Origin of the sequence: Clostridium yunnanense (assembly GCF_016595795.1) — a bacterium.
Taxonomy (GTDB): Bacteria; Bacillota; Clostridia; order Clostridiales; family Clostridiaceae; genus Clostridium_AR; species Clostridium_AR yunnanense.
The window spans coordinates 17,638-30,278 of sequence record NZ_JAENHN010000046.1 but is presented as its reverse complement, the minus strand read 5'-3'; the positions used below and the strand labels follow the sequence as shown (position 1 = coordinate 30,278).

15 protein-coding genes are annotated in these 12,641 nt (G+C 31.1%); 10 read left to right on the top strand and 5 right to left on the bottom strand.

What is annotated here, in order from left to right; all coding sequences use genetic code 11:
• Window positions 1–594 (top strand): hypothetical protein (locus JHL18_RS16330; protein ID WP_200271122.1); only part of this gene is annotated, 594 nt, incomplete at its 5' end.
• Between the two features lie 448 nt (window positions 595–1,042).
• Here the strand turns inward: JHL18_RS16330 and JHL18_RS16325 are convergent.
• On the bottom strand, window positions 1,043–1,633 hold the full coding sequence (locus tag JHL18_RS16325; protein ID WP_200271120.1) for a sigma-70 family RNA polymerase sigma factor: 591 nt from the start codon (window positions 1,631–1,633) through the stop codon (window positions 1,043–1,045).
• A 231-nt stretch (window positions 1,634–1,864) separates the two neighbouring features.
• Here JHL18_RS16325 and JHL18_RS26315 point away from each other — a divergent pair, with 231 nt between their 5' ends.
• The 6 genes from JHL18_RS26315 to JHL18_RS16300 all read left to right on the top strand — a co-directional run bounded on the left by JHL18_RS26315 (window position 1,865) and on the right by JHL18_RS16300 (window position 6,190).
• Window positions 1,865–1,996, top strand: coding sequence for a hypothetical protein (locus JHL18_RS26315; protein WP_274600973.1), 132 nt, complete (start codon window positions 1,865–1,867; stop codon window positions 1,994–1,996).
• A complete protein-coding gene (locus JHL18_RS16320; protein WP_200271117.1) occupies window positions 1,986–2,951 on the top strand; it encodes a DnaD domain protein in 966 nt (321 codons plus the stop codon). Before JHL18_RS26315 ends, JHL18_RS16320 begins: the two co-directional genes overlap by 11 nt.
• 135 nt (window positions 2,952–3,086) lie before the next feature.
• Window positions 3,087–3,380, top strand: a complete 294-nt coding sequence (locus JHL18_RS16315) for a hypothetical protein (protein WP_200271115.1) — start codon at window positions 3,087–3,089, stop codon at window positions 3,378–3,380.
• A gap of 374 nt (window positions 3,381–3,754) precedes the next feature.
• Window positions 3,755–4,399, top strand: a complete 645-nt coding sequence (locus JHL18_RS16310; protein ID WP_200271113.1) for a 4Fe-4S binding protein — start codon at window positions 3,755–3,757, stop codon at window positions 4,397–4,399.
• A 140-nt stretch (window positions 4,400–4,539) separates the two neighbouring features.
• Window positions 4,540–5,223 carry a Crp/Fnr family transcriptional regulator gene (locus tag JHL18_RS16305; RefSeq protein ID WP_200271111.1) on the top strand — a complete coding sequence of 228 codons (684 nt, stop codon included), beginning with the start codon at window positions 4,540–4,542 and terminating at the stop codon, window positions 5,221–5,223.
• A 208-nt stretch (window positions 5,224–5,431) separates the two neighbouring features.
• Window positions 5,432–6,190 (top strand): SagB/ThcOx family dehydrogenase, encoded by a 759-nt coding sequence (locus tag JHL18_RS16300; protein WP_200271109.1) that lies wholly within the window; start codon window positions 5,432–5,434, stop codon window positions 6,188–6,190.
• Window positions 6,191–6,432: 242 nt separating this feature from the next.
• On the opposite strand, the gene JHL18_RS16295 is transcribed toward JHL18_RS16300, so the two are convergent.
• Window positions 6,433–7,578, bottom strand: a complete 1,146-nt coding sequence (locus JHL18_RS16295) for an epoxide hydrolase family protein (RefSeq protein ID WP_200271107.1) — start codon at window positions 7,576–7,578, stop codon at window positions 6,433–6,435.
• A 384-nt stretch (window positions 7,579–7,962) separates the two neighbouring features.
• Here JHL18_RS16295 and JHL18_RS16290 point away from each other — a divergent pair, with 384 nt between their 5' ends.
• The 3 genes from JHL18_RS16290 (at window position 7,963) to JHL18_RS16280 (ending at window position 9,608) form a co-directional block, all read left to right on the top strand.
• Complete coding sequence (locus JHL18_RS16290) at window positions 7,963–8,820, top strand: helix-turn-helix domain-containing protein (protein ID WP_200271105.1); 858 nt, start codon at window positions 7,963–7,965, stop codon at window positions 8,818–8,820.
• A gap of 70 nt (window positions 8,821–8,890) precedes the next feature.
• A complete protein-coding gene (locus JHL18_RS16285) occupies window positions 8,891–9,262 on the top strand; it encodes an iron chaperone (protein WP_200271103.1) in 372 nt (123 codons plus the stop codon).
• A 22-nt stretch (window positions 9,263–9,284) separates the two neighbouring features.
• Window positions 9,285–9,608 (top strand): thioredoxin domain-containing protein, encoded by a 324-nt coding sequence (locus tag JHL18_RS16280; RefSeq protein ID WP_200271100.1) that lies wholly within the window; start codon window positions 9,285–9,287, stop codon window positions 9,606–9,608.
• Window positions 9,609–9,753: 145 nt separating this feature from the next.
• Here the strand turns inward: JHL18_RS16280 and JHL18_RS16275 are convergent, their stop codons facing one another.
• The 3 genes from JHL18_RS16275 to JHL18_RS16265 are packed head-to-tail and all read right to left on the bottom strand — an operon-like array spanning window position 9,754 to window position 12,277.
• Window positions 9,754–10,602 carry an FtsW/RodA/SpoVE family cell cycle protein gene (locus JHL18_RS16275; RefSeq protein WP_200271097.1) on the bottom strand — a complete coding sequence of 283 codons (849 nt, stop codon included), beginning with the start codon at window positions 10,600–10,602 and terminating at the stop codon, window positions 9,754–9,756.
• Window positions 10,603–10,656: 54 nt separating this feature from the next.
• Window positions 10,657–11,946 (bottom strand): FtsW/RodA/SpoVE family cell cycle protein, encoded by a 1,290-nt coding sequence (locus tag JHL18_RS16270; RefSeq protein WP_200271095.1) that lies wholly within the window; start codon window positions 11,944–11,946, stop codon window positions 10,657–10,659.
• A gap of 1 nt (window position 11,947) precedes the next feature.
• Window positions 11,948–12,277, bottom strand: coding sequence for a helix-turn-helix transcriptional regulator (locus tag JHL18_RS16265; protein ID WP_200271093.1), 330 nt, complete (start codon window positions 12,275–12,277; stop codon window positions 11,948–11,950).
• Window positions 12,278–12,641: the final 364 nt, after the last annotated feature.

The window sequence follows — 12,641 nt, the reverse complement described above, 5'->3', positions numbered from 1 at the left end:
ACAGCTTTTTATTGGAGACATAAAATACTTCAGGCGCTAAGTATAGACTCAACTCCAGATAGTTTATCAGGAGTTGTACATATAGGAAAAGTTATTATAAAAGAAAGCTTTAAAGGGTGCAGAGATGCAGAAATACTAGCCTTCAGAGCTCCAAGAGAAGATATTTGGATTATTGGTGCAAAAGGACAAGAAGACTCTATGTTTATAAAGCCAATATTTAAATTTAAGTATCAATGGGATAAAGTTGCTTTCGATGAAAAAGTTTATTCTAAAATAGAAAAAGATTCATACATTGCTCCCTGCTCGGACAGGAATATAAACTCAGTAGCAATAAGGCACAATAGAAATAACAGGAATAAATCCATTAAGGTAGAAGCTGAGTATAAGATAAAATATCTTTGGCCAAATTTGAAAAAATGGCTATCAATATTCCATGGGGTGGCCTCAAAGTATCTTCAAAGATATCTTAGTTTTTTCATAATTATGAACTTGGATAAGGTGATTGATTATATGGGCTTGATATACGATAGATTATTCGAAGGAAATAGATTTATAAGAACTGATGAGATAAGAATTAGGAGTTCACTTTTTTAAAATAAAAATTAACACCGGGGTTGTCCGTTTTTTCTGCATAGATATTTACCAACATTTAATTGATATATAACTATATAAAGGAAAAATATAATGTAAGTGTAGAGCCTGCGCAAATAGTAGTGTGGTTGTTGCAAAATATACTATATATAAATATTCTTCTAATTAACTACATGTTTTCAGTGAAACTTGAAAAGAATTAGCCTTATTGAACTGAGAAATTGGCTTGCTTTACAGCTAACTAGACAGTTATGTGAAATTTTCATTAATGACGTTGACACTAGATATTTTGATATATATAAGTTTATTTAATTTGATCAATCAATTAATCGTGAAATAGATCATTTTCATGTTATTTATAAATTCCTAGAAATTTCTTGAGGTAGCGAACATTGAATAAATATAAATTTATATAATAAAAGAAAAGCCCGAAGCAATTTGCTTCAGGCTTTTAGTTTATATATTGACTAGCATTATGATTGTCCATAATTTTTTTAAGATTTTTAAGAGCAGTATTCTTTCTGTTAACCACGGTGGTATATCGAACCTCCTTAAGTGCTGAGTATTCTTTTAATTGCTTTTCTTCAAAGAAAACAAAGTTAATGATTTCTTTATCAGTATCATTTAGTTCACTAATAAAATCTTTAATACTGCTATTGTATGCTTGATTACATATCCTGTCTTCAAAGAGTTCATCATCTTCTATAAGTTTATTCTCCATTCTTTCATCCATTATTAAAGCTTGTGCACCCTCAGCAGAAGATCTTTTAACTGATACTTTAATTAAGTTATTCATAGTATTTTTAATAGCATTTGTGGCATAGCCTACAAATCTATGATTTTCGCAGTTGTATTTAAAAATACACTTGAACAAGGTTCTATAACATTCGTTTTGTAAATCTTCTCTATCGTAACCATGAACGATAGACTTTCTAGATAAATTTCTAATGAAAGGTGTAAACTCAATCATTAACATTTCTTTTGCTTTCAACTCATTAGTTTTAGCTGCTACAACTAAGTGTTCAATTTGTTCATAATCCATAAATTTCGACCTCCAGTAATGTTATTTATTATTAAATAAAAATTTTTTTCTTCATGCCTGTTATATATGATATTAAAACATATATTTTATGTAATTGGAGAATAAATGGAGAAGTTTAAGAAAAATGTAAGAATATAGTTGTTTAGTAACAGAGTTTAGTTGGAAAAGTTAAACAAAGCGATGTGCTGATAAAATAGAAAAATATTTGATAAATACAAGGAGGTATTTGCTTTGAATATAAAAACTATGAAAAATTATATAAAGTATTGTAAGGAGAAAGGACTAAAGCAAACTTTTGAGGGACTTGAGAATTTGAAGAGTAATAATATTGAGGAGAAGGAGATAAATAATTATGAAATATAGAGTTGTTTATATAGATTTTTGGAAGGACCCAATGATAATGGAAGAGATGACAGCAGAGGACAGATACTTTTACTTATATCTTTTAACTAATCCTAATACCACAAGTACAGGTATTTATACCATAAGTAAAAAGCAGATGGCCTTGGAGCTTGGATATAGCTGTGAGTCAGTAGATGCTTTAATGAATAGATTTATAAATCATCATAAACTTATTAGGTATAATAGTGAAACCAGAGAACTTGGTTTAAAAAATTGGGGTAAATACAATCTAGCAAAAGGGGGCAAGCCTGTAATTGACTGCTTAACAAAGGAACTAGGTTTAGTAAAGGACATAAGTTTAATTGAATATATAGCAGAAAATATTAAAAGTGAAGTAATGTTAAAGCTTTATGAAAAGTTTTTTAGGCCAAGTTCTGCCTCCGAACGAATCGTACCACGAGAGGTGGACAATAAAGAGAAAGAAATAAGAACAGAAACAAGAACAGAAACAAATACAGAAACAGAAAAAGAAACAGATACAGAAATCCATAAGAATAAAAATAATACAATAGATTTTCAGGAAGAAAACGAAGGCATAGAAGTTAATGATAACTATAACTTTTCAGTGGATCTTGATGAAACTACTCAGTCTCTCTCTAACTATTATATGAACATTACTGGAAGCTCAGAAGGTGTTAATTTAAACAACTTAAAGCTTTTAATTAAGCAGCATAAGCCTATTAACGTAAAGCATGCAATAGATAAAGCTGTAGCCAATGACAAGTTTTCTATAAGTTATATCAATGGTATATTAAAAAATTGGGAGAAGGAAGGTTATCCAAAGACTGAAGAAGTAGATGGACCAAAGCTACCAAAGCAAACAGGAAAAGCATTAAAGTTTACTGACTATCCTCAGAGGCAATATGATTTTGATGATCTTGAGAAAAGGCTGCTGGGGTGGGATTCGGAAAATTAGTCCTTCGACAACAGAAAAGAGACTGGTAAACTTAAATAATATTTCTAATTGGGATCTTATTTGTGTTAGGAACAGGATTTTGGTAAAATAGTCCTATAAAAAGCTAAAGAAATAAAAGATTAAGGTTGTGGTAAAATGAAATTTAATAAATTGGATTTAATATTATTTATAAAGAATAAAAATCTGAGTGGAACATTGTATCTAATAGCTTTAGCAATTATCTTAATTCCAGCTTCTATAGTTATGATTACTAATAATCCTTTTAGTTCAACTTTTAGTAAAATATCCATAGGGATAGCAATATTCTTGGTTATAATCGGAAAAGTTTTATCAATGCTTAAAAAGGACAAGGGAGACAAAAGTATTAGTATAGATATAGGTATTATCATAGGAATGTTAATTGTATTTTTTACTCATGTTTTCAAGTGATTATTGTATATATTTGAGCATGTTGATACAAGCTGACGTAGTTCTCGCATATATGCTTCAACATTAGATATAAGTAAAATAATTTTACGATTAAGTGAAGGATGGGCAACCGTGAATCTTAAATATAGGTTTATGGTTGTTTTTTTGTATTTCTAGATTTTATTTGGAACTGGAATATTGTTTATATTAATATACTTGCATATTTAGGTGTGTGACTAAGTTACAGAGAAGTAAAACAGTATTTTATATAATTAGAAAGAACTGACGAATTCGAAGCTGTAGACCAATAGTTGCACTAGGAAGCCAGAGATATATCAGCTTAAAAGGTCAGTGATTAAATATCTGTTTTATGAAATGAATTGGAGGGGAAACTAATGAGCAATATTCTGAAACTGTGGAAAAAATACTCGTTTATAATTTTGATTGGGTTTATAGTACTTGGATTAATTGATTTAAGATTTGCTATAGCAGCGATAATATGTATGATTGCACCCATAATAATTTCTATTTTTAAAGGGAGGTTTTGGTGTGGGAATTTATGTCCAAGAGGAAGTTTTTATGATAATGTAGTTTCTAAATTTAGTGGTAAGAGAAAACCACCTAAGTTATTCAAATCCTATTACTTTAAAGCTATAGTACTAACTATAATGATGGCGGTATTTATTCCTGGTGTATATAAAAATTGGGGAGATCTTTATGGCATAGGAATGGTATTCTATAGATTGATTGTTGTAACAACTATAATAGGTGTGGTACTATCACTTATATATAATCATAGAACCTGGTGTAGCTTCTGCCCTATGGGAACCTTGGCCTCAATAGTTTCGAAATTTAGGAAAAGTAAAAATGTATTAAAGGTATCAAATACCTGTGTTTCCTGTAAGCTTTGTGAAAAGAAATGTCCACTTGGTATAGTTCCTTATTACTATAAAGGAGATGTATTAAGCCACCCGGATTGCATACAATGTGGAAAATGTGCTACGGCATGTCCTAAAAAGGCAATATCATATCACAGGTAGAGTTATAATATATAAAGATGTGTTATTTCGATTAAAAAGATATTCTCAAAACTCTTCTAGCTTTTGAAAAGAGATTTTGGACAATATAAATTATTTATATGAAGAGGTACATCTATATAAAATCATGGGGAGAAGTAAATATGACTGATGCTAAAATAACATCAAATAATAGATTGAAAAATATTGAGTTATTATATAAAAGATATCCTATCTTAGAGGAAATTGATAAAAACAATAATAAAATAATAAGTGAGCAAGTGCATTTTAAGACTTTATCTGCAGATGAGAATATACAAGCAACTGGAGAAACCTGTGATGGAATAGTATTTGTACTAAAAGGCATAATTAACATACAAAAAATTAATCCAAATGGAGAGCAAACTAATTTATATAATATTAAAGAAGGAGAATTTTGCCATGAAGCCTTAAGTTGCATAGCTAATATAGGGTCTTTGAATATAACGGGAAAAGCACTTCAATATTCTGAAATATGCATTATACCAATGGATATAGTAAAACAATACATTATGATGGATAAAGAATTTCTATTATACATTTATAAAGATTTGCATAGAAAATTTAGCTCTGTCATTGAAAACAAAGAAGAGAGGCTGCATGAATCTATAGAGGCAAGGCTTATAAAACTATTGTTAAGCAAAAATAGTAAAATAATTTATACAACTCATAGTGAATTAGCCCTTGAAGTGGATTCAGCTCGTGAAGTTGTTAGTAGAAAGCTTAAGGGTATGGAGAAGTTAGGATACATTCAATTGGAAAGAGGAAAAATTGTAATACTTAAAGATTTGAAGGAAATGATAAAATAAAAATTTAATTTATGTATTAAGCGGATAATCTAGATTCAAATTTGGATTATCTGTTTTTTTATGTGAATGTTAATGATTTTACATTTTGATATATAGCGTCATAAGGCGTATTATTTAAAGAAAATTTTTAAAGGTGATTAATGTTACGGAGTTTTACAAATAGTGCAAGTATAATTATAGGTGAATTTAGAGTAAAGGAAGTGCTGTGATGGGACGTTATGATAAAAACAGGGAGTTTTTAAAAGCTAATTTTGAGATTCTTGATGAAATAAAGACAGATGCACAGAAAAAATTACCTAAGGCTCCTCTTCAGAAGGAATATGATGAGAACGCTACGCTTATAGAGCTGCCAAAGCCTAGTAAGGATATACTTATAAAACCTAATGTATTAGATTGCATAGAAGATAGAAGAAGTGTAAGAAAGTATTCAGAAGAGAGCATTAGTTTAGAAGAACTTTCCTTCTTACTATGGTCCACACAAGGAGTTCAGAAGTTTATTGGTAATGATACAGTAACCTTAAGAACTGTACCATCCGGAGGTGCATCCCATACCTTTGAGACATATCTTATTATAAACAACGTAAAAGGACTTTCTAAAGGTATTTATAGATATATTCCAATTGGACATAAACTGTTATTTATGTATGAAATAAATGAAATGAGCAGTAAAATCGATGAAGCAACGCCAAGACAGCCATTTGCTCCAAACTTTGCATCAAAAAGTGCCGTGTTATTTGTATGGAGTACAATACCTTATCGAGCTGAATGGAAGTTTGACATTACAGCACACAAAAAGATATTAATAGATGTGGGGCATGTATGTCAAAATCTCTATATTGCAAGTGAAGCAATAGGTTGCGGAACCTGTGCAATAGGAATATATGATCAAAAGTTAATTGATAATATGTTATGTCTAGATGGAGAAGATGAATTTGTAATTTATTTATCAGCAGTTGGAAGAGTATAGTTGCCATAAGCTATTGTAAGTTATAATATTAAAAGTATCATAAACTAAAAATAGGTTATTGTAGTTATGAAAATTTAGGCATAAAATAGCTTAATAAAAGCAAGAACCGTGCATAGTAAGGAACATAAATCTCCTTATATGCACGGCTTTTTACTGTATAAAAAATATAAATTTTTCAAGTTAGCTAAACATACATATATAAATGGCTTTATAAACTTTTTATAGCTAGCTCAAAGTTTGTTTTAACTTCTATAAGCTCTAAAAAATGCTCTAATATCTTCAGCCATAAGCTCAGGCTCTTCCATTGCAGTAAAATGTCCGCCTCTAGGAAGTGTAGTCCAGCGAGTGATATTTAAGTTTTTTTCAGCACATTCTCTTGGTGGCAGCAAAATATCCGCTGGTAAAAGAGCTATGGCTGTAGGCACCCTTATATATCCTAGCTTTGGCAAGGAATTGACGTTTTCATAATACATGTTTGCAGAGGAGCCTATGGTGTTTGTAACCCAATAGATCATTAGATTTGTGAGAAGTGCATCCTTGCTAAAACTGTTATTTAAATCACCTTTGCAATCGCTCCAGTCACGGAATTTCTCAATAATCCAAGCGGCCAAACCTACAGGTGAATCAGAAAGTCCGTAGGCAAGGGTCTGAGGTTTTGTGGATTGAATGGATATATAACCTCCCTCCTTAGACATCCAAGAAGCAGCATTCTTCTTATACTGTAATTCTTCCACTGAAAGATCTTCATCTTTTGAGGCCATGATATCTTTAATGATGCCGATGTCTGTTAGATGTATTCCAATTAGAAGCTCTGGGTGATTAAAAGCTAGATACCTAGTAACACCAGAACCAATATCTCCTCCTGCTGCGGCGAATTTACTGTAGCCAAGTTTTTCAGTCATTAGCTTTGCAAAAAGTTCAGAAACCTTATAGTTATTCATACCACCATGGTGAGGTTTACTAGAGAAACCAAAGTTAGGTACTGAAGGCACGATTACATCAAAGGATTCATAAGGATCACCGCCATAGCTAGCTGGATCCGTAAGCATAGGTATAAGCTTTTTATAGCGGAGAAAACTATCAGGCCATCCATGAGTTAAGATAATTGGTATGGGATTAGGTCCCTTGCCTCGTTCATGAATAAAGTGAATATCAATCCCATCTACCTCGCAGTGAAACTGATTAAAACTATTTAGTTCTTCTTCTTGTTTACGCCAATCAAATTCGTTTCTCCAATAAGAAACTAGAGATTTTAGATAATTTATATCAGTACCTCTTTCAAAGCCTAAACCCTCTAACTGCACTGGAAACCTAGTATGGTCTAGTCTGTATTTTAAATCCTCAAGTACTTCATCAGATACTTTTATATTAAAGCGTTCTATAGACATAAGTATTCTCCCTTCATATTGAGTATAGTTTTGTTAAGCTAAACAAATTATATCTAAGCTATTAGTTATAGACATCCTAATAGGATTTTTCCTAAACATTAGGTTTAGTGATGTGAAGAAACTAGATATCATGATAATAGAGTAAGCATAAATATAGTTTGTGCTATAGAAATCCTTTATGCATAACCACCAGTAATTCTATAACAATAGTTTATCATTTAGAAATTATGATACAATGAGATAAATGAAGCTTCGAACTATACTATTTGTATAGGATTCCTACATCGAAACTTAAGTTATACTTGTTCGAAAATCATGCACCTATGAATTTTAGCATGTGTAAATTAATAGTTGAGCTAGGACCTGTAGAATGGAGGGGAATTTATGCCTCAAATGGACCGTTACAAGAATAGAGCTGTTTATATTGAATTTGTTGCAAAAGAAGACTTTTATAAACTCCCTTATGAGGAGAGATTTACTATAGTTTTTATAACCAGCGGAAGCATTAAATTAAAGTTGAATGATTACCCAATAAAGCTTGTTGCTCCAAGTATTCTTTGTTTGGAAAAGGATGATAAAATAGAAGTTATGGAAAATCAAAACATTGCTGCACAGTCCTTTTGTTTTCATCCTGATTTCTTTAATACAGCTTATTTTTCTGAAGATAAGGGCTATATGTCAAATTCTTTGAAAATAGAAACAGGTCTTTCTCTTTTTAAGAAGAATGATATAAATAGTGGAGTATATACTGTAACTGAAAAAGCTTACCCTAAATTATACGAATGGTTCTTTATCATGGGAACAGAGGTATATGCACAAAGCGATCCCCTTTGGGTGTGTAGGATAAAAAAGTATCTGATACAAATATTAGGTTTGCTTGAACAACTAAGTAGCCAAAATGAGCAGTCGCCAGTTGATTTAGCTTTAGAATATATACATACAAATTACAGTGATAAAATAAGTTTAGAAGACCTAATAAGCTGTGCACATCTAAATCGAGTGTCCTTAAATAAAATGTTTAAGGAGCTATGCGGCTTTACAGCAATGGGATATTTACTTACATATCGCTTAAAGGTTGCGGAGAGTCTTCTAACCCATACCGATATGAGCTTAAACGAAATAGCACGGGCTACTGGTTTTGAATACGACACCTATTTTATAAAACAGTTTACGTCTAAGAGAGGGAGGACTCCAACTGAGTTTAGAAAGGAATCCCGTGAATTTGCTTTTATTCAGCATTAAAATTAGGCGCTGTTAAAGCATATTTTGAAATTAAATATAAAACAATTTACTATAATTAGGAGGAATTAACATGGAAGTATTTCAAGAATATTTAGATCGTATTGATAACCTTGAGAATAGAGCAAGAGTCGAAGAGATTTTAGCTTGGATAATTAAGAGGTTTCCTAGTTTAGGAACAAGAATTGCATGGGGTCAGCCTATGTTTACTGATCACGGCACTTTTATAATTGGGTTTAGCGTAGCAAAGCATCACCTGGCTGTTTCACCTGAAAAGGCTGGTCTTAATCATTTCTCAGAAGAAATTCTTAAGGCTGGTTATAGCTGCAGCAAAGAGCTTATACGTATACCGTGGGATAGTGCAGTTGACTTTTCCTTACTTGAGAAAATAATTGAATTTAATATTACGGATAAAATAGAATGTTCAACTTTCTGGAGAAAGTAGGAAGGCTTAGGAGAGGATACTAGTGTTAATAGCAAATAATAATGAGGACATCAAAAATATTATTAGCAATAATGAAATAGTCATATTGTATTTTAGCAATACTGTTTGTGGAGCTTGTGAAGTTATTAGAAGTAAGGTTCAAGATATATTAAAAGCTTATTCTAAAGTAAAGCTAATTGATATTAATGGTGAAGAACAAATAGAATTAGCAGCACAGCATAATGTTTTTTCCTTTCCATTAATGATACTTTATGCTCATAGCAAAGAAATAATGAGAGTTGGAAGGAATGTTAACCTACTAGAACTAGAAGATACTATTAAAAGATATTATGATATGTTGTTTTAAAAGCTTTAAATCGTGTCATAGTCATAGGAATCCTAGATAGTAGACAATATTAAGTAGAGCTATGATATTGATAATTTCAACTATAAAAAATAGATATACAGTAGCCTTAGACTTAAAATCTCTAAAAGCTACTGTATATCTATTTTTAAGCGTTAATTTTAGACTTTGCATACCAGGTTATTGCTATAAAGTATCCTATTATAGGAGAAATTCCATAACCCATCAAAGGAACTGGGAAGTTACCAAAAAATGTAGAAGTTAAGATTATGATAAAATACAGCCCTATACATATTGAAGGAATCTTAAGGTCCTTTGGTGGAGATAGTATAAAAGGTAATGGCAATATTATAAGAAACATTATTCCTAGTACAAGAAATACTAATCCCATATTGCCCACTAAATTTAATATTCCTTCAACATAGGTTACTGGGGGAAGGGTATCTAAAAACACCCAAGAAAGTACAACTAATATAGAAAGAACTCCAACCAAAAATGTGCGAAGATATTTTTTTTCAGTGCTACTGCATAGTATCACCATCATTGGGATAGCAAAACCAGTTAGCTCAGAAGCATCAGGCTGAATTAATAGTAAAGCGGATATAACAACTGTTATAACTGCTGAGAGCCTATAATCAATTACTTTAGACATTTTCCATAAAGTTATTATAAGTATTGGGGATACTATCATTGAAACATTGAATCTTATACCACCTAAGGATAACCATCTATGAACTCCATTCATGCTTGGAGTAACAAAGGTCAGCATTAGAAATAGTAAGCATATTAATATAGAAATCATATAAAAGATGTTGCTTCTCTTTTTATATTTACTTGAAACTATAAAAAATGAGATAATCGATCCTACTACTAAAAATCCAATATTTTGTGCCCAAATAATAGTGGGAACCTTACTGTGATACATTGCTATCACTCCCATAATGACAGAAGGTATTGCAAATATTAAGGGGATAAAGTTAGCTAATCTTAATTTCATAAAAGTTTTACTCCTATAAATCATATTTAAAATCTTTAAAATAAACTCATTATTTTAGTAAGTTGCCCTAGCTTTTATATTTCTTTGCTTATACACACTTGATATGAGGCCTATGATAGCCATATTTATGACAAATTGTGAATTACCGTAGCTTATGAAAGGCAAATTCATACTGGTTATTGGAACAAATCCTAAATTCATAAGTATGTTCCACAAAAACTGAACAGTAAATATTGAGATAAAGCCATATATTAAAAGTTTTCCGTAGCTATTCTTAACATAAAGTGTGATACTTGCCATTCTTACTAAAAAGGCTATTATTAGTAAAGTAAGCAAAAGTCCAGCAATCCATCCAAAGGTATACACTATGTAGGTGAAGATAAAATCTGTGTGTGCTTCAGGAAGAGCATTTCCTTTAAGGCTTAATCCATGTCCAAATTTACCTGCTGAGTGAAATAGTTCATTTGATTGACTATTAAAATAGCCCTTTCCTAAAGGATCAATATTTGTCTTTAAAAGTATTAATAGTTTATTCATGTGGTATGGCGCTATAAACAGATAAAAACTAAAAGCTGCAAAGGAGGAAATAAAAAATATACAAAGTTTTTTTATCTTTACTCCAGACATAATCAAAAGTACTAAAACTGAGGTGCAATAAGTCAAGGTAGCTGAAAGTGAGTGACCTACAGTCATCAAAATAACGGGAACAACAAGCAGGATAAGGACGTACAGGATTTTCTTTACACCACTATAATTAAAATCACTAAGCATACCTGCCAGAGAAATAATAAATAGAGTAGGGCTTATATCTATGAAATTAATTGGCATTCCAATAAATAAATAGGGTTGTCCGTTAGAACTTATACCCAATATTATTGTATAAACCATAATCATCGCAGTTATAAGGTAAATATAAATGGAACAGCTTTTAATTTTCATATAGTCAAAATTGTAGAGAAATAAGCCAAAGGATAGACCTACTAATGTACCAGCAATACTTTTTGAAAATAATGAATATCCAAGTATTTTACTAGAGTCTATAAGGAAAATTATTGATAATCCAACAGTAGCAAGAATTAAAGTTAAAATTACTACACTCCATTCAGGTTTTTGCTTATAAATTGTATTAAGCTCTAGGCCAATAACCGCTGCATCTCCCATTTGTGCTATTGCATTATTTACTGCTTCAGTTTCAGAAAAGCCGCCATCCATATATTCTAAAGCTATCTCTTCAATATGGTCTCTAAATTCCTCTTGGATATCACTATGTATTTTTGAATTCTTAATTTCACAACATATGCTGTTTAGATAAGCTTTTATCCTCTCGTTATCCTTTAACTCCATGCTATCCCTCCCATAACACTTGTCCCATGGCTTCGGTAAATACCCTCCACTCCTGTTGTCTTTCACTAGCTTCTTTTTTGCCAGCCTCAGTAATCCTATAATATTTTCTTTTACGTGCACCTTCAGTATCATCCCAATAAGACTCTATAAGATTATTGTCTTCAAGAGAGTGTAGGATGGGGTAAAGAGTACCTTCCTTAAATTCAAATACTCCATTAGATTTATTTTTAAGCTCTTTTATCATCTCATATCCATACATTGGCTTTTTTTCAAGCAAGCTAAGTAACAAGATTACAGTAGAACCCTTAAGTAGTTCTTTATTAACTTTCACAAAATTTCTCCTTTTATACTTAGAATTACTATGCATAGCATATCTAGGTATTATTATAGCATCTAAGAAAGTCTAGTCAATACAAATTCATAAGAAGTATAGAAAGAATTATGGCGAAAAATAGTTTGTAGTGATTATTTAGATGGAAAAGCACTAATACGAGCTCTTTTACTTAAAGATGAACCACTTCGATCCGAAATCTATTTTTAAAACTCTCACGGGTTTTGGTGAGAGAATTTAAAAATAATAAATTTTATTACGAAGTGGTTCATCTATATAGATTAATTAAAGAAGGTAACAATGAGGACGAATAATATAAGTAGGAAGAAATATTAAAAATCTGGCTAAAGGAGTGTTCAAGACA